The organism is Sphingopyxis soli (genome assembly GCF_018682675.1).
Lineage (GTDB): Bacteria > Pseudomonadota > Alphaproteobacteria > Sphingomonadales > Sphingomonadaceae > Sphingopyxis > Sphingopyxis soli.
The window spans coordinates 17807-43913 of the sequence record NZ_JAFMTR010000016.1 but is presented as its reverse complement, the minus strand read 5'-3'; the positions used below and the strand labels follow the sequence as shown (position 1 = coordinate 43913).

The following is a 26107-nucleotide window of genomic DNA, read 5'->3' as shown; positions in this document are numbered from 1 at the left end:
GCGCTGTGGACCGAAAGATTTCAGTCCGGTTCGATTTCACTCGACGGCTGAAAACCGGGATAAGGCCCGGCTTTCTCCATCACGATGGCCTGGGCGACATAGCCGCGGCCACCGACTTCGGTAATCGAGGGGCTGCCGTGAAGCTGCCATCCCCGGTTGAGCAGTCCCTCGACCCGCGCGCAAAAGGCGCTGTCGTCGGGACCGGTCAACAGGCGGTAGAGCTTCACCTGCGGTTAGCCCTCGACGATTTCCACCATGTGCGGAAGCTTGCGGATCATGCCGCGCACTTCCGGGGTGTCGACCAGTTCGACCTCGCGGTGCATCTTGCCCAGGCCAAGGCCGGTCAGGATCTTGCGCTGGTCCTTCGGACGACGGATCGGCGAGCCGATCTGGCGGATCTTGATTTTCTTGTCGGCCATCGTCTTACTCCGTCACCGCCGCGGCTTCGGCCTCGGCTGCGCGGTCGGACGAGCCGCCACGCTTGATCAGGTCCGAGACCTTCTTGCCGCGACGCTGTGCGACCGACTTGGGGCTCGTCTGTTCGCCGAGCGCCTCGAAGGTCGCGCGGATCATGTTGTAGGGGTTCGAGGTACCGACCGACTTGGTCACCACATCGGCGACGCCCAGCGATTCGAACACGGCGCGCATCGGACCGCCGGCGATGATGCCGGTGCCCGCGGGCGCCGAGCGCAGCGTGACGTTGCCCGCGCCGAAATGGCCGCGGCCATCATGGTGCAGCGTGCGGCCGTCGCGCAGCGGAACGCGAATCATCGCCTTCTTCGCGGCAGCGGTCGCCTTCGAAATGGCTTCGGGCACTTCGCGCGCCTTGCCATGACCGAAACCGGCGCGCCCCTTGCCGTCGCCGACAACGACGAGCGCGGCGAAACCGAAGCGCTTGCCGCCCTTCACGGTCTTCGAAACGCGGTTGATGTGGACGAGCTTTTCGATCAGCTCCTCGCCGCCCTCTTCGTCGCGCGGGCGGCGGTCGTCGCGGCGGCCGCGGCCACCGTCACGCCCACCACGGCCACCATCGCGGCCACCCCGGCCACGGCGCGGAGCGCCGGTGTTTTCGGTCGCTTCGGGCGCCGCTTCGGCGTTCTGAATTTCGTCAGCCATATTAGAACTCCAATCCGCCTTCGCGAGCCGCGTCGGCCAGCGCCTTGATGCGCCCGTGGAACAGGAAGCCGCCGCGATCGAACACGACCTGCGTCACGCCCGCCTTCTTGGCGGCAGCCGCGAGGCGGGTGCCGACATCGGCCGCAGCCGAAGCGGTCGCGCCGGTCTTGCCACGGACATCCTTGTCGAGCGTCGAGGCAGCGGCCAGCGTCTTGCCGGCGGCGTCATCGATGAGCTGCGCATAGATGTGACGGCCCGAGCGATGCACCGACAGGCGCGGGCGTCCACCGGCGCGCTGGCGGAGGGCGGTACGCACGCGTTGGCGGCGTTTTTCGAAAGTGGTAAGATGTGCCATGGCTTACTTCTTCTTGCCTTCTTTGCGGAAGATGTACTCGCCGCGATACTTGATGCCCTTGCCCTTATAGGGCTCCGGCTTGCGCCAGCGGCGGATTTCCGCTGCAACCTGACCGACCTTCTGCTTGTCGATACCGCTGATCTCGATCGTCGTGTTGTCCGGCGTCTTGATCTCGATGCCTTCGGGCACCGCGAAATCGACATCGTGGCTGTAGCCGAGCTGCAGCTTCAAGGTCTTGCCCTGCGAGTTGGCGCGATAGCCGACACCGGTGATTTCGAGCACCTTGGTGAAGCCCTCGGTCACGCCCGTGATCAGGTTCTGCACCAGCGTGCGCTGCATACCCCAGAAGGCGCGCGCCTCGCGCGTGTCGTTCGCGGGCTGCACCGAGATGCTGCCTTCACCGACCTCATATTTGATGTTGTCGGAGAGCGTCATCGCGAGGGTGCCCTTCGGGCCCTTCACCGACAGCTGGCCGCCGTCGATCGCCGCGGTCACGCCGCTGGGGATCGCCACTGCCTTTTTACCAATGCGAGACATCAGAACACCTCCGCCAGCACTTCGCCGCCGACATTATGTTCGCGAGCCTCGGCGTCCGAAAGAACGCCGCGCGGGGTCGACACGATGGTGATGCCCAGGCCGTTGCGCACGATCGGAAGGTCCTTCGACCCCGAATAGACGCGGCGGCCCGGCTTCGAGACGCGGGCCACGTGGCGGATCGCCGGCTGGCCTTCGAAATATTTAAGCTCGATGCGAATGCCCTTGTGCTGACCCTTCGCGCCCAGCGATTCTTCGCTGTAACCGCGGATATAGCCTTCGCGCTGGAGAACATCGAGAACGCGGACGCGCAGGGTCGAGGCGGGCGTCAGGACGCTGTCCTTCTTCGCCTGCTGGCCGTTGCGGATGCGGGTGAGCATATCACCCAGGGGATCGGTCATTGCCATCTTCTAGTCCCTTACCAGCTCGACTTCACAACACCGGGAATCAGGCCCTTGTTGGCCAGATCGCGGAGCTGCACGCGGCACAGCCGGAATTTACGGTAATAGGCACGCGGACGGCCCGTCAGCTCGCACCGGTTGCGGATGCGGGTCGGGTTGCCGTTGCGCGGAATTTCCGCCATCTTGAGGCGCGCGATCAAACGCTCGCCATCGTCGAGCGAGGTGTCGGCCGCAATCGCCTTCAGCTTCGCATAACGGCCGGCGTATTTCTTCACCAGCTTCTTGCGACGCTCATTCTTGTTCACCGAACTCAGTTTCGCCATGACTTAAGTTCTCTTTCCTTCTTGAAAGAGCCTGCCTGGTCCCTTGCGGGACTCAGGCGGCTTCCTTTTCCTGCGCTTCGATCGGGAAGGGGAAGCCGAACAGCCTGAGCAGTTCGCGGGCCTCTTCGTCGGTGCGAGCGGTGGTGGTGACGATCACGTCCATGCCGCGCACCGTGTCGATGCGGTCATAGTTGATCTCGGGGAAGATGATCTGCTCTTTCAGGCCCATGGCATAGTTGCCACGACCGTCGAAGCTCTTGGCCGACACGCCGCGGAAGTCGCGGATGCGCGGCATGGCGATCGTGATCAGGCGATCGAGGAATTCGTACATGCGTTCGCGGCGCAGGGTGACCTTGCAACCGATCGGCATGCCTTCGCGCAGCTTGAACTGGGCGATCGACTTCTTCGCGCGGGTCACGACGGGCTTCTGGCCGGCGATGAGTTCCATCTCGGCAGCGGCCGCTTCGACCTTCTTCTTGTCCTGCGTGGCTTCGCCGACGCCCATGTTGAGCGTGATCTTCTCGATCTTCGGCACTTCCATCGCATTCTTGTAACCGAACTTCTCGGTCATCGCCTTGACGATCTTGTCGTCATAGAGCTTGCGCATACGCGGGGTGTAAGCATCAGCCATTGATCGTCTCCCCGGACTTCACGGCCACGCGGACCTTCTTGCCGTCCTTGGTTTCAAAGCGGACGCGCGTCGGCTTGCCGGTCTTCGGATCGGCCAGCGCGACCTTGCTCGCGAAGAGCGGCGCTTCCTTGCGCTCGAGACCGCCCTGCGGGTTCTGCTGGGTCGGCTTGCGGTGGCGGGTGATGACGTTCACGCCCGCGACGACGACCTTGCCATCCTTCGGCAGCGCCTGCGTCACTTCGCCGGTCTTGCCCTTGTCCTTGCCGGACAGGACGACGACGGTGTCACCCTTCTTGATCTTGTTCGCCATGGTCTAGAGCACCTCCGGCGCCAGGCTGATGATCTTCATATAGCCACGGCCGCGCAGTTCGCGGACGACGGGGCCGAAGATGCGCGTGCCGATGGGCTCCTCGTTCTTGTTGACGAGCACGGCGGCGTTGCTGTCGAAACGGATCACCGACCCATCGGCGCGGCGAACGTCCTTCGCGGTGCGGACGATGACGGCGCGATGGACGTCACCCTTCTTCACCTTGCCGCGCGGCTGCGCTTCCTTGATCGAGACGACGATCACGTCGCCCACGCCGGCCGTGCGACGCTTCGAGCCGCCCAGCACCTTGATGCACTGGACGCGCTTCGCACCGCTGTTGTCGGCGACTTCCAATTGTGACTGCATCTGGATCATCGATGCATTTCCTTCTTCTCTGGCCTACCGGGCCATCCCGGCGGTTCCGTGAAACCCTTCGCGCTTATGCGTCGATCTCGTCGGCTTTCTTCGCCTTGGTAGACACCTCGACCTTGTCGAGGACCTTCCAGGTCTTCAGCTTCGAGATCGGACGCGTTTCCTCGATGCGGACGGTTTCGCCAGCCTTGAAGCTGTTGTCCTCATCGTGGGCGTGATACTTCTTCGAACGGCGGATGATCTTGCCGTAGAGCGGGTGCTTGACCTTCCGCTCCACCTTCACCACGACGGTCTTGTCGCCCTTGTCGGACACCACCGTGCCGGTCAGAATGCGCTTCGGCATGGGTTGGTCTCCTTATTTCGCAGCCGAGCGCGCGCGCCCGGTCTGCTCGGTCTTGATGCGCGCGATCGTGCGGCGCACTTCCTTGACCCGCGACGCCTTTTCCAGCTGGCCGGTGGCGGCCTGGAAACGGAGGTTGAACGCCTCGCGCTTCAGTTCGCCAAGCTGTTCGGCGAGCTGGTCGTCGGTCTTCTTGGTCAGATCTTCGGTCTTGGCCATGGCCCTCAACCCTCCAGATGCGAGGTGTCGCCGAGGCGGGCAACGACCTTCGTCTTGATCGGCAGCTTCATCGCCGCGCGTTCGAACGCCAGCGCGGCCACGGGGCCGGGAACGCCGTCGAGTTCGAACAGGATGCGGCCGGGCTTGACGCGGGCGGCCCAATATTCGGGCGAACCCTTGCCCTTACCCATACGGACTTCGGCGGGCTTCGACGACACCGGGACGTCGGGGAACACGCGGATCCAGAGGCGACCCTGACGCTTGATCGCACGGCTGATCGCGCGGCGGGCCGCTTCGATCTGGCGCGCGGTGATGCGCTCGGGTTCCATCGCCTTCAGGCCATAGGAGCCGAAGTTGAGGTCGGTACCGCCCTTGGCGAGGCCGTGGATGCGGCCCTTGAACGCCTTGCGGAACTTGGTTTTTTTCGGTTGCAGCATGTCAGCGTTCCTTAGCGGCGATCATCGCGGGCCGGACGGACACCGGTCGTCTGCGCGTCGAGCATCAGACGGTCGGTCGCCATCGGGTCGTGGCCCAGGATCTCGCCCTTGAAGATCCACACCTTGATGCCGCAGACGCCATAAGCGGTGTGCGCTTCGGCCTCGGCATAGTCGACGTTCGCGCGCAGCGTGTGCAACGGCACGCGGCCCTCGCGATACCATTCGGTGCGCGCGATTTCCGCGCCGCCCAGACGGCCGGCGCAGTTGATGCGGATGCCTTCGGCGCCCAGACGCATCGCCGACTGCACCGCGCGCTTCATGGCACGGCGGAAGGCGACACGGCGTTCGAGCTGGTCGGCAATGCCCTGTGCGACGAGCTTGGCGTCGACTTCGGGCTTGCGGATCTCGACGATGTTCAGCGACACGTCGCTGCCCGTCATCTCGCCGAGCTGCTTGCGCAGCTTTTCGATGTCGGCGCCCTTCTTGCCGATGATGACGCCCGGACGGGCGGCATAGATCGACACGCGGCACAGCTTCGCCGGACGCTCGATCACGACCTTCGAGATCGCGGCCTGCGGCAGGTGCTTGAACACGAACTTGCGGATCTTCAGATCCTCGACAAGCATGCGGCCATAGTCCTGGCCTTCGGCGAACCAGCGGCTGTCCCAGGTGCGGTTGACCTGCAGGCGCAGGCCGATCGGATTGCTCTTCTGGCCCATCTTACGCCTCTTCTTCCTGTTCGCGGACGACGATGCGGATGCGGCTGAAGGGCTTCACGATCCGGGTCGACTTGCCGCGGCCGCGAGCGTGCCAGCGCTTCATCGAGATCGACTTGCCCACGCTCGCTTCCTTGACGACCAGCGCGTCAACGTCGAGGTTGTGGTTGTTTTCCGCGTTGGCGACGGCGCTGGCGAGAACCTTGCGCACGTCGACGGCCATCGCCTTCTTGGAGAAAGCGAGGACGTTCATCGCGTCTTCGACCTTGCGACCGCGGATCAGCGCGGCAACGAGGTTCAGCTTCTGCGCCGAGCCGCGAATCTGCGTGCCGACCGAGAGAGCCTCATTGTCCGCAACGCGGCGGGGGGACTTTTCCTTGCCCATTAGCGTTTGCCCTTCTTGTCGGCCGCGTGGCCGGGGAAGAAGCGCGTCGGCGCAAATTCACCCAGCTTCATGCCGACCATGTCTTCGTTCACCGACACCGGCACGAACTTGCGGCCGTTGTAGACGTTGAAGGTCAGCCCGACGAACTGCGGCAGGATGGTGGAGCGACGCGACCAGGTCTTGATCGGGGCAGAGCTGCCGCCGTCCTGAGCCGCTTCGGCTTTCTTGAGGAGATGAAGGTCGACGAACGGACCCTTCCAGACCGAGCGAGCCATGGCTTACCTCTTCTTCTTCGCGTGACGCGACCGGATGATCATCTTGTCGGTCGACTTGTTGTGACGGGTACGAGCGCCCTTGGTCGGCTTGCCCCACGGGGTCACCGGATGACGGCCACCCGAGGTGCGGCCTTCACCACCGCCGTGCGGGTGGTCGACCGGGTTCTTCGCGACACCGCGAGTCAGCGGACGCTTGCCGAGCCAGCGGCCACGGCCGGCCTTGCCCAGGTTGGTGTTCTGGTTGTCGGGGTTCGACACCGCGCCGACCGTGCCCATGCACTCGCCGCGGATGTAGCGCTGTTCGCCCGAGCCGAGACGCACGATGACGAGACCGCGGTCACGGCCGACGACCTGGGCATAGGTGCCGGCCGAACGGGCGATCTGGCCGCCCTTGCCCGGCTTCATCTCGATATTGTGGACGATCGTGCCGACCGGCATCTGCGACAATTCCATCGCATTGCCCGGCTTCACGTCGGTCTTCTTGCCCGCGACGATCGTGTCGCCGACAGCCAGACGCTGCGGCGCGAGGATGTAGGCGAGTTCGCCGTCCTCATATTTCACGAGCGCGATGAACGCCGTGCGGTTGGGGTCATATTCCAGACGCTCGACGGTGGCCGGCATGTCCCACTTGCGACGCTTGAAGTCGATGAAGCGGTACTTCTGCTTGTGGCCGCCGGCGATGCCGCGCGAGGTCACATGGCCCTTGTTGTTGCGGCCACCGGTCTTGCGCTTGCCTTCGGTCAGCGCCTTGACGGGCTTGCCCTTCCACAGCGACGACTTGTCGACGAGGATCAGGCCGCGCTGCGCGGGGCTGGTCGGATTATAATGTTTGAGTGCCATTTTCTCTGCCTTCCCGAGCCGCTCAGACGCCCGTGGTGACGTCGATCGACTGGCCTTCGGCCAGGCGAACGATCGCCTTCTTCACGTCGCTGCGGGTGTAGGGCTTGCCCTTCCAGCGCTTGGTCTTGCCCTTGGTGACGAGCGTGTTGACGCTCAGCACCTTGACATCGAACAGCGCCTCGACGGCGGCCTTGATCGCGGGCTTGGTCGCGTCGTCCGCGACCTTGAACACCACGGCGTTGTTTTCGCCGAGCAGCGTCGACTTCTCGGTGATCACCGGAGCGAGGATCACGTCGTAGTGACGCGCGTCGATGGTCTTTGCCTTAGCCATTGCAGCGGGCCTCCAGCTTTTCGACCGCCGCGCGGGTCAGGACCAGCGTGTCGGCACGGATGATGTCATAGACGTTGGCGCCGATGGCCGGCAGCGAATCGATGCCGATCAGGTTGGCCGATGCCATTGCGAAGCTTTCGTGCACCGCATCGCCGTCGATGAAGAGCGCGCGGTTGCCGAGGTCCATCTTGCCGAGCTTGCCGGCGAGCGCCTTGGTCTTCGCGTCCTTGAGCTCGAGCGTGTCGATGACGACGAGCTTGCCGCCCTTCGCCTTGTCGCTCAAAGCCATCTTCAGGCCGAGGGTGCGGATCTTCTTGTTCAGCGAGTGGCCGAAGGTGCGGGCACGCGGGCCATGCGCCTTGCCGCCGCCGATGAAGATCGGCGCCTTGCGGTCGCCGTGACGAGCCGTACCGCCGCCCTTCTGGCGACCGAACTTCTTGCCGGTGCGGGCGACGTCGCTGCGCTCGCGGGCGGCGCGGGCGGGGCCGCGGCGCTTTTCGAGCTGCCAGGCAACGACGCGGTGCAGGATGTCTGCGCGCGCGTCGACGCCGAAGACGTCGTCGTTAAGGTCGATGTCGGCGCCAGCCTTGCCATCGAGGGTCTGAACCTTGACCTTCATGATCAGGACTCCTGTGCGCCGTCGGTGGCCGCGGTGTCGACGACGGTTTCTTCGACCGGCGTTTCGACCGGCGCGTCAGCCGGGGCTTCGTTGGTGTTGGCCGCGCTCTTGATGCCCGCCGGATAGGGGGCCTCGGGGTGACGCGGCAGCTTCACCGCATCGCGGACGAGCAGCCAGCCGCCCTTCGAGCCAGGGACCGAGCCCTTGACGAAGAGAAGGCCGCGCTCGGCGTCGGTGCGGACGATTTCGAGATTCTGCTGGGTGCGGTTGCGGGCGCCCATGTGGCCGGCCATCTTCTTGTTCTTGAAGACGCGGCCCGGATCCTGGCGGTTACCGGTCGAACCATGCGCACGGTGGCTGATCGAGACGCCGTGGGTCGCGCGCATACCGCCGAAACCCCAGCGCTTCATCGCACCCGCAAAGCCCTTGCCCTGGGTCACGCCCTGGATGTCGACGATCTGGCCGGCGACGAAATGGTCGGCCGACAGTTCGGCGCCGACGTCGAGCGTCGCGTCGTCGGCGACGCGGAATTCGACGAGCTTCGCCTTGGGCTCGACCTCGGCCTTGCCATAGGCGCCACGCTGCGGCTTGGCGACGTTCTTCGCCTTGGCCGAGCCGGCACCCAGTTGAACGGCCACATAGCCGTCGCGTTCCTTATCGCGCACGGAGACGACCTGACAGCCTTCGAGGCTCAGGACGGTGACGGGCACGTGGCGGCCGTCGTCCTGAAACAGGCGGGTCATCCCCATTTTCTTCGCGATCACGCCAGTACGCATGATCCATACTCCTAAACAGAGGCCGGGCGGACCATTCCGCACGGCTTGCGGGACCCACCGGGGCAAGCCCCGGCCGAACCCTCCCAGCCCGAAATTTCGATGCATCGCCCCGTCCGGGCTGAGGCGCCACCGCCCCGGAGGACCAGTGGCGAGACGGGGGACGCAGCCCGGATAAATCCGGCGGTATCCTCCGAAACCTTTACTGTGTTCCTGCGAAAGCAGGAACCCAGGGCGGCTTCAGCGCGGCCTGTCGGCCGCTTCTACCCTGGGCTCCGGATCAAGTCCGGAGCACGCTGGTTTTCAGGCCAGCTTGATCTCGACATTCACGCCGGCAGCCAGATCGAGCTTCATCAGCGCGTCAACCGTCTGCGGGGTGGGCTGCACGATGTCGAGCAGCCGCTTGTGGGTACGCACCTCGAACTGCTCGCGCGACTTCTTGTCGACATGCGGACCGCGGTTCACGGTGAATTTCTCGATGCGCGTCGGCAGCGGGATCGGACCGCGAATGAGAGCGCCCGTGCGACGTGCCGTGTCGGCAATGTCGGTCGTGGCCTGATCGAGCACGCGGTGATCAAAGGCCTTCAGGCGAATGCGAATATTCTGCGTTTCCATGACTGTTCCAGTCGAATCCCGTCTGACGATGCGAAAGAGCGAAATGGCCTGTTCCGACCCCCAAAGGAGGCCGGAGAGGCCATCGAAAATCTTTTAGCTACGAGCCGCGCGAATCAGTCCGAATCGCGCGGCTCGCGGCCCTATATTACTTTGTGATGGTCGCGACAACCCCTGCGCCGACCGTGCGGCCGCCTTCGCGAATCGCGAAGCGCAGACCCTGGTCCATGGCGATCGGGGCGATCAGCTTGACCGACAGCTGAACGTTGTCGCCCGGCATGACCATCTCGGTGCCCTCGGGGAGGATGACCTCGCCGGTGACGTCCGTGGTGCGGAAGTAGAACTGCGGACGATAGTTCGCGAAGAACGGCGTGTGACGGCCGCCCTCGTCCTTCGACAGGACGTACACTTCCGAGGTGAATTCGGTGTGCGGCGTGATCGAGCCGGGCTTCGCCAGAACCTGGCCACGCTCGACTTCTTCACGGCCGACGCCGCGGATCAGCGCACCGATGTTGTCGCCCGCTTCGCCCTGGTCGAGCAGCTTGCGGAACATTTCGACGCCGGTGACGGTCGTCTTCTTGGTGTCCTTGATGCCGACGATCTCGACTTCTTCACCAACCTTGACGACGCCGGTTTCGACACGGCCGGTGACGACGGTGCCGCGGCCCGAGATCGAGAAGACGTCCTCGATCGGCATCAGGAAGGGCTTGTCGAGCGGACGTTCCGGCTGCGGGATCCATTCGTCGACGGCAGCCATCAGCTTCATGATGGCGTCCTTGCCGATGTTGTCGTCGCGGCCTTCAAGCGCGGCGAGGGCCGAACCCGCGATGATCGGAATATTGTCGCCGTCGAAGTCGCGCTTCGAAAGCTCTTCGCGGATTTCGAGTTCGACGAGCTCGAGCAGCTCGGGATCGTCGAGCTGGTCGACCTTGTTCAGGAACACGACCATGGTCGGAACGCCAACCTGCTTCGCAAGCAGGATGTGCTCCTTGGTCTGCGGCATCGGGCCGTCAGCGGCCGAGACGACGAGGATCGCACCGTCCATCTGTGCGGCGCCGGTGATCATGTTCTTCACATAGTCGGCGTGGCCCGGGCAGTCGACGTGCGCATAGTGGCGGTTGTCGGTTTCATATTCGACGTGCGCGGTCGAAATGGTGATGCCGCGCTCGCGCTCTTCGGGAGCCTTGTCGATGTTCGCGAAGTCGACGGCGGCGTTGCCCGCGACGTTTTCGGCGAGCACCTTGGTGATCGCGGCGGTCAGCGAGGTCTTGCCGTGGTCGACGTGACCGATGGTGCCGATGTTGCAGTGCGGCTTCGTCCGCTCAAATTTAGCCTTAGCCATGATTTAAGAACCTTCTTCTTAGGTGTTTCCGTTGATCAGTCGTGGACGAGCCTGCTGAATCAGGCGCCGCCCTTAGAGGGTCTTGCCGCGCGGCGCAAGTCCGCGCGGCCCAGGACCCTTACTGGGACCCGTCAGGCCATTCTGGCCTTCACTTCTTCAGCCACGTTCGTCGGCACTTCCTCATAATGCGAGAATTGCATCGAGTATTGTGCGCGACCCTGGGTGAACGAGCGCAGCTGGTTCACGTAGCCGAACATATTGGCAAGCGGCACGATGGCTTCAACCACCTGCGCGTTGCCGCGGCTGTCGGTGCCCTGGATCTGGCCACGACGGCTGTTGAGGTCGCCGATGACGTCGCCCATGAACTCCTCGGGAGTCACGACCTCGACCTTCATCACCGGCTCGAGCAGCTTGATGCCGGCCTTCGCCGCCACTTCGCGCATCGCCGCACGGCCCGCGATTTCAAACGCCAGCGCCGACGAGTCGACGTCATGGTACGCACCGTCGGTCAGACGGATTTCGAAGTCGATGATCGGGAAGCCGATCATGTGGCCGTTTTCGGCGCTCTCGCGCATACCCTTCTCGACCGACGGGATATATTCGCGCGGAATGTTGCCGCCCTTGATCTCGTCGATGAAGGTGATGCCCGAGCCGCGCTCGCCGGGAGCGACGCTGACCTTGACGCGGCCGAACTGGCCCGAGCCGCCCGACTGCTTCTTGTGGGTGTAGTCGACGTCGACCGGCTTCGCGAGCGATTCGCGGTACGCCACCTGCGGCGCGCCGACGTTCGCCTCGACCTTGAACTCGCGCTTCATGCGATCGACGAGAATGTCGAGGTGAAGCTCGCCCATGCCCTTGATGATCGTCTGACCCGATTCATGGTCGGTCGACACGCGGAACGACGGATCCTCGGCAGCCAGGCGGTTGAGCGCGATGCCCATCTTTTCCTGGTCGGCCTTGGTCTTCGGTTCCACCGACAGCTCGATGACCGGCTCGGGGAATTCCATCCGCTCGAGGATGATCGGCGCGTTGTTGGCGCAGAGCGTGTCCCCGGTCGTGGTTTCCTTGAGGCCGGCGAGCGCGACGATGTCGCCCGCATAGGCTTCCTCGATGTCCTCGCGCGAGTTGGCGTGCATCAGGAGCATACGACCGATCTTTTCCTTCTTGTCCTTGACCGAGTTCAGATAGCTGCCCTTGGTCAGGGTGCCCGAATAGATACGGGCGAAGGTGAGCGAGCCCACGAACGGGTCGTTCATGATCTTGAACGCAAGCATCGACAGCGGCGCCGTGTCCGACGTCGCGCGCGAGTCGGGTTCGTTCGTGTCGGGGTTGATGCCCTGAACGTCGGGGATGTCGAGTGGCGACGGCAGATAGTCGACGACCGCGTCGAGCAGCGTCTGGACGCCCTTGTTCTTGAACGCCGAACCGCACAGGACCGGAACGAACGCCTGGTTCAGCGTGCCCTTGCGGATCAGCGCCTTCAGCGTCGCGACGTCGGGCAGCGTGCCTTCCAGATACGCCTCCATCGCATCGTCGTCCTGCTCGACGGCGAGTTCGACGAGCTTTTCGCGATATTCGGCGGCCTTGTCCTTCAGGTCGGCCGGAATTTCTTCATAGAAGAATTCGGCGCCGAGGCTCTCGTCCTTCCAGATGATCGCGCGCTCGTTGACGAGGTCGACGAGTCCCTTGAAGTCGCCTTCTGCGCCGATGGGCAGATAGAGGACCGCCGGAACCGCACCCAGACGGTCGATGATCGTCTGGACGCAATAATAGAAGTTCGCGCCGGTGCGGTCGAGCTTATTGATGAAGCACATCCGCGGAACCTTGTACTTGTCCGCCTGGCGCCACACGGTTTCCGACTGCGGCTCGACGCCGGCAACGCCGTCGAACGCGGCGACCGCGCCGTCGAGGACGCGCAAGCTGCGCTCGACCTCGATGGTGAAGTCGACGTGGCCGGGGGTGTCGATGATGTTCAGGCGATGTTCGGGGCCCTTGCCCTCATCGGCCTTCCACAGGCAGGTGGTGGCCGCCGACGTGATCGTGATGCCGCGTTCCTGTTCCTGCTCCATCCAGTCCATGGTGGCGGCGCCGTCATGGACTTCGCCGATCTTGTAGGACTTGCCGGTGTAATAGAGAATGCGCTCGGTCGTCGTGGTCTTGCCGGCGTCGATGTGCGCCATGATACCGAAATTGCGATAGCGTTCGAGCGGATGGCTGCGTGCCATGATCTTTTCCTTGGGTTTTGGGGGAGGCCTTTGGAGCCGCCCCCGATATAGGAAGTTTTGTTGCGATTGCGAGACGCCGGAGCGTCGGCGCAATTACCAGCGGAGTCTGAATCTTCCGCCGTTACCAGCGGTAGTGGCTGAACGCGCGGTTCGCTTCGGCCATGCGGTGCGTGTCTTCGCGCTTCTTGACCGCGTTGCCGCGATTGTTCGACGCGTCGAGCAGCTCGCCCGACAGGCGCGCGGCCATCGTGGTCTCGCTGCGGTTGCGCGCCGCGGTGATCAGCCAACGGATCGCGAGCGCCTGCGCACGGTCGGGGCGGACTTCGACGGGAACCTGATAGGTCGCACCGCCGACGCGGCGGCTGCGGACTTCGATGTTCGGGCGGATGTTGGCGAGCGCTTCGTGGAACACGCCGAGCGGTTCCTTCTTGGCGCGGGCTTCGACCGCTTCGAGCGCACCGTAAACGATGCTTTCGGCAACCGACTTCTTTCCGTCCAGCATGACGCTGTTCATGAATTTCGACAGCACGACATCCCCGAACCGGGGATCGGGCAGGATTTCGCGGCGTTCGGGACGACGACGACGAGCCATAGGTAATTCCTTTTACAACAGCATCCCGGCGCGGTGCGCTCGCGGGATGATCAAATAGCCGAAGGAGTGAATGGATCCCGGATGAAATCGCCTGAAGCGATCTTCCCGGATGACGTTCACCCCGTGAACGTCACTTCGGACGCTTCGCACCGTACTTCGAACGGCTCTGCTTGCGGTCCTTGACACCCTGGGTGTCCAGAACGCCGCGCAGGACGTGGTAACGGACACCGGGAAGGTCGCGTACACGGCCGCCGCGGATCAGCACGACGCTGTGTTCCTGGAGGTTGTGGCCTTCGCCGGGGATGTACGAAATGACTTCGCGGCTGTTGGTCAGACGGACCTTCGCCACCTTGCGGAGCGCCGAGTTCGGCTTCTTCGGAGTCGTCGTATAGACACGGGTGCAAACGCCGCGCTTTTGCGGGTTCGCGTCCATCGCCGGGACCTTGGACTTCGCCTTCTGCGGCGTCCGGCCCTTGCGGACGAGCTGGTTGATCGTGGGCATGAATGCTTCACCTTTATGTGTCCGCATCGCCCCATATCATTGGGGGAGCGAACGGTTACTGTACCGCGGTGGATGAAGCTCTGGCCGACGCCTGCCGAAACCGGCAAAAAACGGCCAACCTGATAACAGCAAAAGACCCCGGCGGACTCGCTCGTCCTCCGGAGGCTCCATCCGCGCCAGCAATGTTCAAGCGCTGTTGCGATCGAGTTTGGCAGAAGTCCGCCGCTTTCGACCGTGCGCGCCCCTAGCGGTGATTCCTTCCGCGGTCAAGGGGAAGGCAATATTGTTGCGCCGTGCCTGCGCCGCTATCGATCGTATATGGCCGCGCTTCGACACGCCAGCTTCGCCCCGCATGTCGCGCCCGATACGCGCCTGCTGATCCTCGGCAGCTTGCCCGGCGCCCGGTCGCTGGCCGAACGCCGCTATTACGCCCACCCGACGAACCAGTTCTGGCGCCTGCTTGGCGCGGTGATCGATCAACCGCTGGCGGAGTTGGCTTATGGCGAGCGGCTCGCCGCGCTGCGCCAAGCCAGGATCGGATTGTGGGACGTGATTCGCAGCGCCGAGCGGCGGACAAGCAACGACGCGCATATCCGCATGGCCGACCCGCACGACCTTGCCGCGCTGGTCTCGACCCTGCCCGATCTTCGCATGATCGCCTTCAACGGCGGCAAGGCGGCGGCGATCGGACGACGCCAGATCGCCCCGCCGGGGGCGATCGCCATCGTCGACTTGCCGTCGAGCAGCGCCGCGAACACCGCAAGCTTTGCAGCGAAGCGCGAAGCCTGGCTGGGCTTGCGCGACGCGCTCGACTGACGATCAGAAGCCCATCGTAAAGCGGAGCGCCGCGCCCTTGTCGTCGGGCAGCGCCGCAATATGGCCGGGGTCGCGCCGCCACCATGTGTTGGCGACCAGATCGCCGCCGAACAGCGCCAGCGCATAGCTCGCCTCGGCCACCAGTTCGCGGCCCGTCGGCGCCAGATTGTAGGTGCGGCGCTCGAATCCAGCACTCTGTGTGGCATAGTCGTACGACACGGGGAGCGTCAGATCGATGCCGCCGTGCGCGACGCGAAGCGGCTGTGCGAAGCGGAGCGCCGCATGGTCGCCGGCGCGCAGCAGGCCCGCCTTCGCGATGTCGAACGAAAAGGCGTTCGAGCGGAGCGCGCCCCCGGCGATCAGGCCGCCGCGATCGGGCCGCGTCCACATCTGGCGCCACGCGCCGGCGATGCTCCAACCGTCCCCCATATCGATACCGAGCCGCGCATCGCCGACGAGGCTGGTCGCACCGCCCGCGCCGAAGACCGGCCCGAGCCGGGCGCCGAGCAGACTGTCCGTTTCGCGGAGCCAGCTTCCGCCGAGCGCGGCCTGGAGCCGCCCGAAACCGCCGTCCCACGAGGCGCCGAAGCGTTGGTAGCGACTGTCGCGGATGCTGCGATAGCGGAGCAGCGGATCGTCCCGCCAGCGCGATCCCGACACCGTGCCATTCTCGGCGCTGAGGCTGATCGCCTGACGGGGGGCGATCCTGTGCCGGATCAAGGCGCCGAACCCCGGACTTGCCGCGAAGCCAAGGCCTTCCTGCGCGGCGTCGCCGACGAGCATCGCATGGCTCGCCTCGCCGCGCTCGCCCGCGAGCAGCCCGCCGATGCCGCGCCCCGCCGAAAGGCCGAGCCGGGTGCCGGCGTCGAGACGCGTGACCATCGACGCGGCGATCGTCCGCGCGCGCTGCGCATCATGGAAGGAAAGGCCCGCCAGCGCGTCGGTCCCGCCGACGCCCGGCGCGGTGACGAGCGAGAGTGCGGTCGAGCCCGCAGCGGCGCTCTGCTGGCGGATGAGCCCGCCGATCGCGCCCGACAGCTTGAAGTCGGGGCGGCGCGGACGGAGCGAGCCCGCAAAGTCGACGTTGAAGGCGCGGCCGAAACCGTCGGTGACAAGCCCGACGGCGCCGCCCTGTCCCCGCGCACCCGCATCGCCCATCGGTCCACCGAGTTCGCCGAGCGCGCTGCCAAGCGGCACCGCGGTCGACGTCCCCGCCAGCGTCGTCGCGCCGATCGGCTGGAAGGCGCGCGCGATGTCGAGAATCCCCTGGCCATAGACCGCATCGTCGCCCGCCGCGCCAGCGTCGCGCGCCGACTGGTAGAGCAGGTCGACGATCTGCTGCCCCGTCAGGTTCGGAAAGGCTTGCGCGAGGAGTGCAACCGCACCCGCAACCTGCGGGGCCGAAAAGCTGGTGCCGTTGAGGACGAAGACGAAATTGCCCTCGGTCTTGATCGCGCCATTCTCATAGGCGCAGCACACGCCCTCCCCGAGCGCCGTCAGATAGGAACCCGCGTAGGCGCCCGCTCGATTGCTGAAGCCCGCGATGCGCCCGTTTTCATCGACGGCGCCGGCGATGATGACGAGACTTCCGCCCGCATCGCGCAGCCCCTGCGCGAACAGTTCGGGGTTGTTCGGATCGTTACCGTTTGCCGTGGTATCGCCTTCGTTGCCCGCCGACAGGATGACGACGATCCCTGCCGCAGTCGCGCGCGCCACCGCCGCGCGCAATGACGCGCCGGGCGGGTCGCCGCCACCCAGCGAGATATTGACGACGCGCGCACCGGCGGTGACCGCGCGATCGAGCCCGGCCGCGATCGCGCTCTCGGGAAAGCGGCAGCCGCTTTCGTCGTTCGACGGATCCTCGGTCGCGCAACTTCCCGGCCGGTCGGCGCGAAGGACGAGCAGCGACGCGTTATAGGCGATGCCGAAGGTCCCGGCGTCATTCTTCGCACCGAGCAGGATCTGCGCGACATTGGTTCCGTGCGTCCCCTCGCCATTGATTCCGCGCGCGCCGGCGACATCGGCCGAGAGCGTCGAGATGCGTCCCGCGAACTCCGGGCTATCCTCGTCGATCCCGTCGTCGATCACCCCGGCCAGCACGCCGAGCCCGGTCGCGCCAGCCTGATAGGCGGTGATCGCGCCATGGAAATTGACCCCGTCGGAACGCCGCGTTTCGGCCGTGTTGAAATTGCCGCCGGGCGGAGGGGTTGGCGTGGGGGTTGGCGCCGGCGTCGGCGCCGGCGTCGGCGCCGGAGCCGCGGGCGGGGCGGGGGTTGGCGAAGGACGCGCCCCGCCGCCTCCGCCGCAGCCGCCAAGCGACAGGGCGGCGATACAGAGCATGGCTGGCAAGGGGCGCCCGGTAATCCGGCGCATGAAGCCATGTCGTTTCGCCCCGGCCATCGGTCTTCCCCCTGTCGCTGCCCGCCATCTCCTAGCGCGTCGGACGGCCCCGATGCTAGACCCGACAGCCTTGCCGGAAGGTAAAGCGACACGCCTTGCGGCCGGATCGTTGGCGCTTTATGCGCCCGGGCGTCATGACCGTGCCGATCGACCATATCGAAAGCTGGATCTTCGATCTCGACAACACGCTCTATCCGCCGTCTGCGAAGCTGTTCGACCTGATCGACGAACGCATGGGCGCCTTCATCATGCGGCTGCTGGACGTCGATGCGGTCGAAGCGCGGCGGGTGCAAAAGCAATATTTCCACGATCATGGCACGACGATGGCCGGGCTGATGCGTCACCATGGCGTCGACCCGGAGGATTTTCTGGTCGACGTCCATGACATTGCGCTGGACCGGCTGACTGTCGACGATCGGCTGCGTGCGGGGCTCGCGCGGCTGCCCGGACGCAGGCTGGTCTTCACCAACGCCGACGCCGACTATGCCGCGCGCGTTCTTGAGGCGCGCGGGATCGCCGATCTGTTCGACGGCATCTGCGATATCCGCATTACGGCCTATACCCCGAAGCCCGATCCTGCGGCTTATACCGCGATGGTCGCGCACCTGGCGGTCGATCCAGCCAGGAGCCTGTTCGTCGAGGATATGGCGCGCAACCTGACGCCCGCCAAAGCGCTGGGCATGACGACCGTCTGGCTGGACAATGGCAGCGAAAGCGGCCATCGCGACCACCTGCCGGGCCATGTCGATTTTCATGCGACCGACATCGCCGACTGGCTCGACACGTTACCGCAACCTTGGGGAATTTCATGAGCACCGACCTGCAAGCCACGATCGAAGCCGCCTGGGATGCTCGCGAGACGCTGGGGCTGACCACCACCGGCGCGGTACGCGACGCGGTCGAAACGGCGCTCGCCGGGCTTGACGACGGCAGCTATCGCGTTGCCGAACGTGATGCGTCGGGCATTTGGCAGGTCAATCAGTGGCTGAAGAAAGCCGTGCTGCTCTCCTTCCGCCTCAACGACATGGAGATCATCGAGGGCGGCGCCGGCGGCGCAACCTGGTGGGACAAGGTGCCGTCGAAATTCGCGGGATGGGGCGAGAACCGCTTTCGCGACGCGGGCTTCCGCGCCGTCCCCGGCTCGATCGTCCGCCGCGGCGCCTTCATCAGCAAGGGCGCGGTGCTGATGCCGAGCTTCGTCAATATCGGCGCCTATGTCGGCGAGGGGTCGATGGTCGACGCCTGGGCCACGGTCGGCAGCTGCGCGCAGATCGGCGCGAACGTCCACCTGTCGGGCGGCGCGGGAATCGGCGGTGTGCTCGAACCGCTGCAGGCGGGCCCGGTGGTGATCGAGGATGGCGCCTTCATCGGCGCGCGCGCCGAGGTTGCGGAGGGCGTGATCGTGCGCGAAGGCGCGGTGCTGTCGATGGGCGTCTATCTGGGCGCATCGACCAAGATCATCGACCGCGCGACGGGGGAGGTCTTCATCGGCGAAGTCCCTGCCTACTCGGTCGTGGTGCCGGGATCGCTGCCGGGCAAGCCGCTGCCCGACGGCACGCCGGGACCGTCGCTCTATTGCGCGGTAATCGTCAAGCGCGTCGATGCCCAGACGCGCGCCAAGACCGGGATCAACGAACTGCTCCGCGACTGACGCGACGCCACGCGCCTTGCCATTGCGAGAAGCGCGGCGACGAAGCGACGCTCCGCTCCGGATTTCTTTGCCGCGCCCGCAACGACGGGACGGATGGAATTACCGCTCGTCCAGATAATAGCGCTCGCGCGCCGTCAGGTCGTCGTTGAGCTCATAGACGATCGGCTGTCCGGTCGGAATTTCCAGCCCGGTGATGTCGGCGTCCGAAATACCCGAGAGATGCTTGACCAGCGCGCGCAGGCTGTTGCCGTGCGCCGAGATCAACACCGTCTTGCCCGCCGCGAGCTGCGGCGCGATCGCGCTTTCATAATAGGGCAGGACGCGCGCGATCGTATCCTTCAGGCTTTCGGTGTTGGGAATCGCGATGCCCGCGTAACGCGGATCGCCCGACAGGTCATAGGGCGATCCGGCGTCGAGCGGTGGCGGCGGGATGTCGAAGCTGCGGCGCCAGATCTTCACCTGTTCGTCGCCATGCTTCGCCGCGGTTTCGGCCTTGTCGAGCCCGGTGAGCCCGCCGTAATGGCGCTCGTTGAGGCGCCAGTCCTTCGTTACCGGCAGCCAGAGCCGGCCCATCGCCTCGAGCGCGAGATTGAGGGTCTTGATCGCGCGCGTCTGGACCGAGGTGAAGCAGCTGTCGGGCGCAATGCCCTTTTCCTTCATCAGCTCGCCCGCCGCCCACGCCTCGGCCGCGCCCTTTTCGGTGACGTCGACATCCCACCAGCCGGTGAAGCGGTTTTCGAGATTCCACTGCGACTGGCCGTGACGGATGAGGATGAGCTGCGGCATGTTCGGTCCTTCGGATGGAGGAAATTCGCCGCCCCATAGCGCGGGTTTTTGCCGAATGCCAACGCCCCCTTGAAATGGTTTCGGCGGTTACCAGATTGGCGTCATCCGGCCGCCTGAACGGGGTCGGGTGGCGATCGCGGCCAACGACCGCGGTCCCGTGACTTCGCTTTGAAAGGAAGGAATGACCAATGCGCAACAGCTTTGACTGGACCCCTTATCGCCGTTCGACCGTCGGTTTCGACCGTCTGTTCGATTTCCTCGAAACCGGTGGTTCGGGTGCCGAAAATTATCCGCCGTTCGACATCGAAAAGCTGGGCGACGACCATTTTCGCATCACCATCGCGGTGGCCGGCTTCAAGTCGAGCGAAATCGACATCACCGCGCAGCAGAACATGCTGACGGTCAGTGGCCGCAAGGCGCAGGTCGCCGAGGGTGAAGAGCGTCAGCTGCTCTATAGCGGTATCGCAACGCGCGCCTTCGAGCGCCGCTTCCAGCTCGCCGACTTCGTGCGCGTCGACACCGCCGACCTCGCCGACGGGCTGCTGACGATCGATCTGGTGCGCGAAGTGCCCGAGGCGATGAAGCCGCACAAGATCGCGATCGGCGGTACGCCGGTGATCGAGGACAAGAAGGCCGCGTAACCGCGCGTCCGCTTTGGCCGAAAATATGCGGGGTCCGGAGTCCCTTCCGGGCCCCGCTTTTGTAGTCAGAGCGTGTAGGTCATGAAGCGGCTGAACGGATCGGATTTGTAGTCGGCGAACGGCTCGCAGTCGATGAAGCCATGCGCCCGGTAAAGCGCCAGGGCAGGCTCGAACGCCGCGCCGGAGCCGGTTTCGAGGCTGAGACGTTCGAAGCTGCGGGCGCGGGCCTTGTCGATGATGTGACCCAGCATCCGCGCGGCTACCCCCTGCCGCAGGAACGCCTCTGCGGTACGCATCGACTTGATCTCGCCATGCGTGGTATCGAGCCGCTTGAGCGCGCCGCATCCGGCGAGCTCATCGCCCTTGTGGATCGACCAGAAGGTGACGTCGCCCGCGCGCAGCCCGTCGAAATCGAGGAAATGGCAGCTGCCGGCCGGCGAGTTCGCGAGCATCCCCGCAAAATGCACCTCCAGCAATGCGCGGATGGAAGCACCCGACAGATCGTCCTCGACGATCCGCCAGGCGCCATCCGCGTCCGACCTCACAGTAGCTGGTCCAGCGTCTGCAGGCAGGCATGCGCGAGCAGCTTCGACCGCTCGGGCGACCAGCCCTGGACCGGGTCGGGCAGGTCGCGATTATCCTTGAACGGCATTTCCAGCGTCATCGACACCGCGCCGAACCGTTCGGCGAGCTGGGTTGTCGACATCGACATATTCGCCTGTCCCGGCGCCGATTCGGCATAGCCGAGGTCCGTCTGGAAATCGGGGGTGTTCGCAGCAAGCGCCTTTTCAAACGCCTTATATTTCTCCATCTGGCCGGGCTTCAGCGATTTGATCCCCTCGAACCCCGCAAGGAACACCGCGGGAATCGCCTCGTCGCCATGGACGTCCATCGCCCAGTCGACCCCGCTTTCATCCATGGCGTTACGAACCGCCAGCACTTCGGGGCTGCGCTCGGCGGTCGGATTATCCCATTCGCGGTTGAGGTTCACGCCCGCATAGTTGGTGCGGAGGTGGCCGCGACGCGAGCCGTCGGGATTCATGTTCGGCACGATATGGAAGCGGCACTTCTGCCGCAGCGATCGCGCATAGGGATCGGCGGGATCGACGAGCTTTTCGAGTGCGCCTTCCATCCACCATTCCGCCATCGATTCGCCGGGGTGCTGGCGCGCATAGAGCCACACCTGCGTCCTGCCGGTGCCGAGTTCGATGCAGTCGATCGGCTGGCCCTCGAGGCTGGTGCCGAGGCAGCGATAGGTCACCGCCTCGCACTCGGCAACCGAGGCTATCAGGTCGTGGTGCCGTTCCATCGAATAGGGCGCGAAATAGGCAAGCCACAGGATCGGGCTTTCGGCGGTATGCCGGATCGCGAGCTCGCCGGCAGCCGCATCATAGCTGGTCTCGAGACGGAACCAATGTTCGCGATCGCTGCTCGCGCAGACGGCATAGCCCGGCCAGCCGTCGGGATAGGCCGACCCGGCGAGACCGCCGATGGCGAGGTCAAGTTCGTCGCCGACGTTGCACGCAACGCGGAAGTGGAACCATTGATAGAAATCGGATTCGCGATCCTTGCGGATCGACAGACGCGCCGACGTACCGTCGACCGAATCCACGACGATGTTGCCGCTGTCGAAAGCGGCGTTGATGCTGATGGTCATGGGACGCTGATAGTGCGTCCCGATTCGCCGGGGAAGTCCTTGAATAGCGCCTCCGCCAATTTCGCCGCCGCGAGACTCGGCTGCGCCGCCGGAGCCTTCACCGGCACCGCGGTGAGCGCACGACCCTCCCACAGCGCCTGCCCGGTCGCGGCATCGTCGATGCGCACCGAAAGCTGGAGGTCGGCCATCCGCTTGGGCCCGCCGCCGAGATTGAAGCCGATGCCGAGCCCGACGCCCGAACCATAGCTGCCGGTCGAACCGCCGACCCCGACGGAGACGGGCGAGCGCCGCGCGCCATCGAGTTGCAACGAGCGATCGAAGCCGACGCGGACGCGAAGCGGCGCGGTTTCATTGGCGCCCGCGGCGACGAGACCCTGTCGCTGCAACTGCTGTTCGACCGCAGCGCGATAGCTGTTCCATTCGATCGACGGCATCGCGGCCGGATCGTCGAGCGGGGCGGTCTGGATCGCGTAGCGCGTGCCAGGCGCCCAGCCGGGGATGGCATTGTGAAACCGGGTGACTTCGACCGGCGGCACGGCCGTCGCACAGCCGCCGAGCGCGAGCGCCGCTGCAGAGAGCAGGGCGACGGAAAGATGATGCATCATCGGGCGATCATGCGCCACGAATAATGGCTTGGCAATGAACGGGATGCGTAAAGCTTGACAAGGAGGCGCGGGCCGTCCCGAAAGGGCAAGGGCGGGATCGGATCCCGCCCTGGACCATCAACGATAGAAGATATGATTGTCGATCGCAGCGACGCGCGTCTTGCGCCAGCCGGGCGAGACATAGCGGGCATGGAAGAACAGCGCACCCGGCGCCTGGTTCTTCCAGCTGCCGTCGCGCGCGATCTGGGCGATTGCAACGGCGTTGTTCCACTGCGCGCCATTGCGCACCGCGGGCATCCGGCCGCCGCGCACGAAGCTGAACTGGCTCGGTTGGTGGACGACGCCACACAGGCTCTTGGGGAAACGGCCCGACTTGGCGCGATTGATCACGACATGGGCAACCGCGAGTTGGCCGGCGAGCGATTCGCCACGCGATTCGAAATAGACCGCACCGGCAAGGCAGCGCAGTTCATCGTCCAGATCGGCTGGCCGCGGGGTCGCGGCGACGAGTTCGGCAAGCGTGTCGACGTCCAGCGGAGCCGCCTTGGGCTCGACGGTGGATTCGTCCTTGATTTCGGGGGTTGGCTCGACCGGCGTCTGGGCTTCGGTCGACAGGTCCGCCGTCGGCCCGGTCGCCGTCGTTTCGGCAAGCGGCTGCGTGATGGCGGGGGGATTTGCGCTTTCAGCAAGATCGCTGGCGAAACCCGGTTCGGCCAGTGAAAGCGCGGCCACGGCAGTCATGCCGACGGCAGCCAAACCGGCCACGTTCAGAATGCGACTCATATATTCCGTCAAAAGGGCAGATGACGGACCGAAACCAAAGAACAGGCGGGCGAGCTAATCTGGCTCAGTGCCGCCTGCGGCCGTCACCCGACTGCGTGTCCGAACCGTTTTGCCGGGTGCTTCGCCGAAGCGTCGCAACCCTCGGAACGACCTACGCGTTATGGGGTGCGCGGCACCTATTGTGCGACGCAACAGAGTCAAGTTAACGCGGCCCACTCCGCGACGAGTCGTGGCGCATCTGCGATATCCAGTTCGATGATCCACAGATCGGGATCGGCCTTTCGTCGCCGCTCGCGATAGTTTTCGCGCGATTCACCATCCTTTGGGTCATCGGGGCCCACGGACTCCCAGATATAGGTGCCATCGATTGAAAAGCGCCGTTCCAGCAGCGGTCCGGGTTCACCGCGATCGCTGCACTGGACAAGAATCACGCCCGACGTGTCGTCGCCCTTGGCGAGCACGGCTGCAAAGCCGCCGGCCGCCTCGGTGCGGCGCATCAGCAGATCGACGAGAAACCGGCTCTTGAGCCGCGTCACGGGAAAATCCGGCGCGCGACGTTATGCCGCGTCACGCGTTTCGGCGTCGGCGAGCAAAGCATAAAGCGCTTCGTCGCTCTTCGCGCCGCGCAGCCGCTCGGCGAAATTGTCGTTGCGGAGCATCCGCGACACGCCCGCCAGCGCTTTCAGATGGTCGGCGCCGGCGTCGAGCGGCGAGAGCAGCACGAAGAGCAGATCGACCGGGAGCCCGTCGACCGCCTGGAAGTCGATGGGCCGCGCGAGTTGCAGGAAGAGGCCGCGGACTCCCGTCAGATCCGCCATCTTGGCGTGCGGGAGCGCAATCCCGCGCCCGAAACCCGTCGAGCCCAGCCGCTCGCGCTCGAGCAGCGCCTCGCTGACTTCGCCGGCGTCGAGGCCGAGCGAACGGCTCGCAAGGTCGCCGACGAAAGGGAAGAGCGCCTTTTTCGAGTCGAGCTGCACATGCGCACGCACGGTCGCCGGGTAGAGAAGGGAAGAAAGGTTCATCACTTTGGTCAAATCTGTAAAACGCCGGTTCGTTGCCGATCAGGACATCCTGCGGGCAAACGATCACGGATCCGTCGTGGCAGGCCCCCGCCATCCCAGCATCGGGCATCGTTGGGCGCGGCCCTTAGGCCGGATGGTGGAGAAAATCCAGTCCTTTGTCCTGCTGCGATCGTCCTAGCGGGGTTCGACCCAACCGATCGTGCCATCCTCGCGCCGGTAGACCATGTTATGCGAACCGGTCTTGCTGTTCACGAAGAGCAAGGCGTTGGTGTTGCGAAGGTCGAGCATCATGACCGCGTCGGACACGCTGCTGGTCGGAATGTCGACGCGCGTTTCGGCGATGATCGCGGGCGCGTCGCCCGCATCCTCTTCCTCGGTCCCGCCGTCGAAAACGGTGTAGCTGGCGTTGTCCTCGATCTCGTCGAGCGAGGCAGCCAAGGCGGCGCCGGCGGTGCTGTTGCGGTCCTTCAGTCGGCGCATATAGCGTCTAAGCTGCTTTTCGATGCGCTCGGCCGCACCCTCGAACGCGACATGGGCGTCCTGCGCCTGGCCGTGCCCCTTGAGCACCAGCCCCTGCATCACATGCGCGACGATGTCGCACTGAAAACTGTCGTGCGGCCCTTTTCCGAAGGTCGCGTGCGCCCCGATCGCCCGCGAGAAATATTTGTCGGCAATCGCGTTCATCCGGTCCGACACGTGCGCCTGCAGCGCTTCGCCGGTTTCGATCTGGTGGCCAGAGACGCGGATTTCCATTTTTCTTCTCCTTCCAGGGTCGCGCGAGCGGCGGGGAGGCCGCTACGGGCTATCGTGCCACAAAGGTTGGTTCAGTGCGGCGACGAACTCGGTGTGGCGCGCCAGCTCGGCGGCTGTGGCACCATGCGGCCGGGGCTCGCGGAACGCGCGGGCGGGAGCCGCCGCACGCACGGGATCGGCCGCGAGCGAACGCCCTGCGTCTGCCGATTGCGCCGCGAGGCCCAGCCCGATCTGCCGGCCGCCGGTCATTTCGATATAGAGGTGCGCGAGAAGCTCGGCGTCGAGCAGCGCGCCATGCTTGATGCGGTGGCTGCGGTCGATGCCGTAGCGCGTGCAGAGCGCGTCGAGGCTGTGCTTCGCGCCCGGATGCAGCTTGCGCGCCATCTGGACCGTGCACCGCATCCGGTTCATGTCGAGCGGGGGACGCCCCGCGAGCATCAACTCGGCGTTGATGAAGCCGAAGTCGAAGGCGGCATTGTGCGCCACCATCGGCGCATCGCCCAGAAACTCCATCAGCTCGTCGACACGAGCCGCGAACAGCGGCTTGTCCGACAGGAACTGGATCGACAGGCCGTGCACGGCTTCGGCGGCGGCGGGCATGTCGCGTTCGGGATTGAAATAGGCGTGAAAGGTGACGCCCGTTTCGCGTCGGTCGATCAATTCAACGCACCCGATTTCGACCAGCCTGTCCCCGGTTTTGGGATCGAGCCCCGTAGTTTCGGTATCGAATATTATCTCACGCATCG

39 protein-coding genes are annotated in these 26107 nt (G+C 65.1%); 4 read left to right on the top strand and 35 right to left on the bottom strand.

The features are described from left to right. Positions 1–20: 20 nt before the first annotated feature. The 25 genes from J1N50_RS02395 to rpsL all read right to left on the bottom strand — a co-directional run bounded on the left by J1N50_RS02395 (position 21) and on the right by rpsL (position 14247). The gene (locus J1N50_RS02395; RefSeq protein WP_215349999.1) at positions 21–227 is read right to left on the bottom strand and encodes a DUF1737 domain-containing protein; all 207 of its coding nucleotides are present in this window, start codon (positions 225–227) and stop codon (positions 21–23) included. A gap of 6 nt (positions 228–233) precedes the next feature. Further along, entirely contained in the window at positions 234–419 is a 186-nt protein-coding gene (rpmD, locus tag J1N50_RS02390; RefSeq protein ID WP_058454361.1) for a 50S ribosomal protein L30, read from the bottom strand. 4 nt (positions 420–423) lie between these two features. Continuing rightward, a complete protein-coding gene (gene rpsE, locus J1N50_RS02385) occupies positions 424–1116 on the bottom strand; it encodes a 30S ribosomal protein S5 (protein WP_246552961.1) in 693 nt (230 codons plus the stop codon). Between the two features lies 1 nt (position 1117). After that, positions 1118–1471 carry a 50S ribosomal protein L18 gene (rplR, locus tag J1N50_RS02380; protein ID WP_215349997.1) on the bottom strand — a complete coding sequence of 118 codons (354 nt, stop codon included), beginning with the start codon at positions 1469–1471 and terminating at the stop codon, positions 1118–1120. A 3-nt stretch (positions 1472–1474) separates the two neighbouring features. Then, the gene (gene rplF, locus J1N50_RS02375; protein WP_058454358.1) at positions 1475–2008 is read right to left on the bottom strand and encodes a 50S ribosomal protein L6; all 534 of its coding nucleotides are present in this window, start codon (positions 2006–2008) and stop codon (positions 1475–1477) included. Next, positions 2008–2412: a 30S ribosomal protein S8 gene (rpsH, locus tag J1N50_RS02370; RefSeq protein WP_137866188.1), complete on the bottom strand. Its 405-nt coding sequence runs from the start codon at positions 2410–2412 to the stop codon at positions 2008–2010. The genes rplF and rpsH overlap by 1 nt, the downstream gene beginning before the upstream one ends. Positions 2413–2423: 11 nt before the next feature. Continuing rightward, positions 2424–2729: a 30S ribosomal protein S14 gene (gene rpsN / locus J1N50_RS02365; protein WP_058454356.1), complete on the bottom strand. Its 306-nt coding sequence runs from the start codon at positions 2727–2729 to the stop codon at positions 2424–2426. A 52-nt stretch (positions 2730–2781) separates the two neighbouring features. Then, complete coding sequence (rplE, locus tag J1N50_RS02360; protein WP_215349995.1) at positions 2782–3360, bottom strand: 50S ribosomal protein L5; 579 nt, start codon at positions 3358–3360, stop codon at positions 2782–2784. After that, on the bottom strand, positions 3353–3670 hold the full coding sequence (gene rplX, locus J1N50_RS02355; RefSeq protein ID WP_058454354.1) for a 50S ribosomal protein L24: 318 nt from the start codon (positions 3668–3670) through the stop codon (positions 3353–3355). The genes rplE and rplX overlap by 8 nt, the downstream gene beginning before the upstream one ends. A 3-nt stretch (positions 3671–3673) precedes the next feature. After that, positions 3674–4042 (bottom strand): 50S ribosomal protein L14, encoded by a 369-nt coding sequence (gene rplN / locus J1N50_RS02350; protein ID WP_011543078.1) that lies wholly within the window; start codon positions 4040–4042, stop codon positions 3674–3676. A gap of 64 nt (positions 4043–4106) precedes the next feature. Continuing rightward, positions 4107–4382, bottom strand: a complete 276-nt coding sequence (gene rpsQ, locus J1N50_RS02345; RefSeq protein ID WP_058454353.1) for a 30S ribosomal protein S17 — start codon at positions 4380–4382, stop codon at positions 4107–4109. Positions 4383–4394: 12 nt separating this feature from the next. Further along, positions 4395–4598, bottom strand: coding sequence for a 50S ribosomal protein L29 (gene rpmC, locus J1N50_RS02340; protein ID WP_215349993.1), 204 nt, complete (start codon positions 4596–4598; stop codon positions 4395–4397). 5 nt (positions 4599–4603) lie between these two features. Next, positions 4604–5035: a 50S ribosomal protein L16 gene (rplP, locus tag J1N50_RS02335; RefSeq protein ID WP_058454351.1), complete on the bottom strand. Its 432-nt coding sequence runs from the start codon at positions 5033–5035 to the stop codon at positions 4604–4606. Between the two features lie 11 nt (positions 5036–5046). Further along, positions 5047–5754, bottom strand: coding sequence for a 30S ribosomal protein S3 (gene rpsC / locus J1N50_RS02330; RefSeq protein WP_058454350.1), 708 nt, complete (start codon positions 5752–5754; stop codon positions 5047–5049). Position 5755: 1 nt separating this feature from the next. Beyond that, positions 5756–6136, bottom strand: a complete 381-nt coding sequence (gene rplV / locus J1N50_RS02325; protein WP_054589690.1) for a 50S ribosomal protein L22 — start codon at positions 6134–6136, stop codon at positions 5756–5758. Next, complete coding sequence (rpsS, locus tag J1N50_RS02320; protein ID WP_003042215.1) at positions 6136–6411, bottom strand: 30S ribosomal protein S19; 276 nt, start codon at positions 6409–6411, stop codon at positions 6136–6138. Before rpsS ends, rplV begins: the two co-directional genes overlap by 1 nt. Before the next feature lie 3 nt (positions 6412–6414). Beyond that, on the bottom strand, positions 6415–7251 hold the full coding sequence (gene rplB / locus J1N50_RS02315) for a 50S ribosomal protein L2 (RefSeq protein ID WP_215349991.1): 837 nt from the start codon (positions 7249–7251) through the stop codon (positions 6415–6417). Positions 7252–7273: 22 nt separating this feature from the next. After that, complete coding sequence (locus tag J1N50_RS02310; protein WP_058454348.1) at positions 7274–7582, bottom strand: 50S ribosomal protein L23; 309 nt, start codon at positions 7580–7582, stop codon at positions 7274–7276. Next, the gene (rplD, locus tag J1N50_RS02305; protein WP_215349988.1) at positions 7575–8201 is read right to left on the bottom strand and encodes a 50S ribosomal protein L4; all 627 of its coding nucleotides are present in this window, start codon (positions 8199–8201) and stop codon (positions 7575–7577) included. The genes J1N50_RS02310 and rplD overlap by 8 nt, the downstream gene beginning before the upstream one ends. A gap of 2 nt (positions 8202–8203) precedes the next feature. Continuing rightward, positions 8204–8977, bottom strand: a complete 774-nt coding sequence (rplC, locus tag J1N50_RS02300; protein ID WP_215349985.1) for a 50S ribosomal protein L3 — start codon at positions 8975–8977, stop codon at positions 8204–8206. 300 nt (positions 8978–9277) lie between these two features. Next, on the bottom strand, positions 9278–9589 hold the full coding sequence (rpsJ, locus tag J1N50_RS02295) for a 30S ribosomal protein S10 (protein WP_003042199.1): 312 nt from the start codon (positions 9587–9589) through the stop codon (positions 9278–9280). Between the two features lie 145 nt (positions 9590–9734). Then, positions 9735–10928 (bottom strand): elongation factor Tu, encoded by a 1194-nt coding sequence (gene tuf, locus J1N50_RS02290; protein WP_215349983.1) that lies wholly within the window; start codon positions 10926–10928, stop codon positions 9735–9737. Between the two features lie 131 nt (positions 10929–11059). After that, complete coding sequence (gene fusA / locus J1N50_RS02285; RefSeq protein WP_215349980.1) at positions 11060–13153, bottom strand: elongation factor G; 2094 nt, start codon at positions 13151–13153, stop codon at positions 11060–11062. Positions 13154–13274: 121 nt separating this feature from the next. Continuing rightward, positions 13275–13745, bottom strand: coding sequence for a 30S ribosomal protein S7 (rpsG, locus tag J1N50_RS02280; RefSeq protein ID WP_003042192.1), 471 nt, complete (start codon positions 13743–13745; stop codon positions 13275–13277). A gap of 130 nt (positions 13746–13875) precedes the next feature. Continuing rightward, entirely contained in the window at positions 13876–14247 is a 372-nt protein-coding gene (gene rpsL / locus J1N50_RS02275; protein WP_058454342.1) for a 30S ribosomal protein S12, read from the bottom strand. A 318-nt stretch (positions 14248–14565) separates the two neighbouring features. Here rpsL and J1N50_RS02270 point away from each other — a divergent pair, with 318 nt between their 5' ends. After that, on the top strand, positions 14566–15063 hold the full coding sequence (locus tag J1N50_RS02270; protein WP_215349977.1) for a DNA-deoxyinosine glycosylase: 498 nt from the start codon (positions 14566–14568) through the stop codon (positions 15061–15063). Positions 15064–15066: 3 nt separating this feature from the next. On the opposite strand, the gene J1N50_RS02265 is transcribed toward J1N50_RS02270, so the two are convergent. Beyond that, positions 15067–17436: a S8 family peptidase gene (locus J1N50_RS02265; protein WP_215349974.1), complete on the bottom strand. Its 2370-nt coding sequence runs from the start codon at positions 17434–17436 to the stop codon at positions 15067–15069. Between the two features lie 161 nt (positions 17437–17597). Here J1N50_RS02265 and J1N50_RS02260 point away from each other — a divergent pair, with 161 nt between their 5' ends. Together J1N50_RS02260 and dapD are read left to right on the top strand one after the other, a co-directional pair. Next, entirely contained in the window at positions 17598–18275 is a 678-nt protein-coding gene (locus J1N50_RS02260; RefSeq protein WP_215349971.1) for a pyrimidine 5'-nucleotidase, read from the top strand. Then, entirely contained in the window at positions 18272–19114 is an 843-nt protein-coding gene (dapD, locus tag J1N50_RS02255; protein ID WP_215349968.1) for a 2,3,4,5-tetrahydropyridine-2,6-dicarboxylate N-succinyltransferase, read from the top strand. Before J1N50_RS02260 ends, dapD begins: the two co-directional genes overlap by 4 nt. Before the next feature lie 99 nt (positions 19115–19213). Here the strand turns inward: dapD and gpmA are convergent, their stop codons facing one another. Continuing rightward, entirely contained in the window at positions 19214–19900 is a 687-nt protein-coding gene (gpmA, locus tag J1N50_RS02250; RefSeq protein WP_215349966.1) for a 2,3-diphosphoglycerate-dependent phosphoglycerate mutase, read from the bottom strand. Positions 19901–20088: 188 nt separating this feature from the next. Here gpmA and J1N50_RS02245 point away from each other — a divergent pair, with 188 nt between their 5' ends. Continuing rightward, positions 20089–20541, top strand: coding sequence for an Hsp20 family protein (locus J1N50_RS02245; RefSeq protein ID WP_215349964.1), 453 nt, complete (start codon positions 20089–20091; stop codon positions 20539–20541). Between the two features lie 65 nt (positions 20542–20606). Here the strand turns inward: J1N50_RS02245 and J1N50_RS02240 are convergent, their stop codons facing one another. The 8 genes from J1N50_RS02240 to dnaQ form a co-directional block, all read right to left on the bottom strand. Beyond that, on the bottom strand, positions 20607–21086 hold the full coding sequence (locus J1N50_RS02240; protein ID WP_215349961.1) for a GNAT family N-acetyltransferase: 480 nt from the start codon (positions 21084–21086) through the stop codon (positions 20607–20609). Beyond that, positions 21083–22198: a M14 family metallopeptidase gene (locus tag J1N50_RS02235; protein WP_215349958.1), complete on the bottom strand. Its 1116-nt coding sequence runs from the start codon at positions 22196–22198 to the stop codon at positions 21083–21085. The genes J1N50_RS02240 and J1N50_RS02235 overlap by 4 nt, the downstream gene beginning before the upstream one ends. Further along, complete coding sequence (locus tag J1N50_RS02230) at positions 22195–22821, bottom strand: DUF4136 domain-containing protein (RefSeq protein WP_343227828.1); 627 nt, start codon at positions 22819–22821, stop codon at positions 22195–22197. Before J1N50_RS02230 ends, J1N50_RS02235 begins: the two co-directional genes overlap by 4 nt. 99 nt (positions 22822–22920) lie before the next feature. Further along, positions 22921–23586 (bottom strand): cell wall hydrolase, encoded by a 666-nt coding sequence (locus J1N50_RS02225; RefSeq protein WP_215349955.1) that lies wholly within the window; start codon positions 23584–23586, stop codon positions 22921–22923. Positions 23587–23783: 197 nt separating this feature from the next. Next, positions 23784–24083: a DUF1491 family protein gene (locus tag J1N50_RS02220; RefSeq protein WP_246552982.1), complete on the bottom strand. Its 300-nt coding sequence runs from the start codon at positions 24081–24083 to the stop codon at positions 23784–23786. 60 nt (positions 24084–24143) lie between these two features. After that, on the bottom strand, positions 24144–24608 hold the full coding sequence (locus tag J1N50_RS02215; protein WP_215349950.1) for a PTS sugar transporter subunit IIA: 465 nt from the start codon (positions 24606–24608) through the stop codon (positions 24144–24146). A 174-nt stretch (positions 24609–24782) separates the two neighbouring features. Further along, positions 24783–25361: a ribosome hibernation-promoting factor, HPF/YfiA family gene (gene hpf, locus J1N50_RS02210; RefSeq protein WP_215349947.1), complete on the bottom strand. Its 579-nt coding sequence runs from the start codon at positions 25359–25361 to the stop codon at positions 24783–24785. 42 nt (positions 25362–25403) lie between these two features. Then, entirely contained in the window at positions 25404–26105 is a 702-nt protein-coding gene (gene dnaQ / locus J1N50_RS02205) for a DNA polymerase III subunit epsilon (RefSeq protein ID WP_215349944.1), read from the bottom strand. Between the last annotated feature and the right edge of the window lie 2 nt (positions 26106–26107).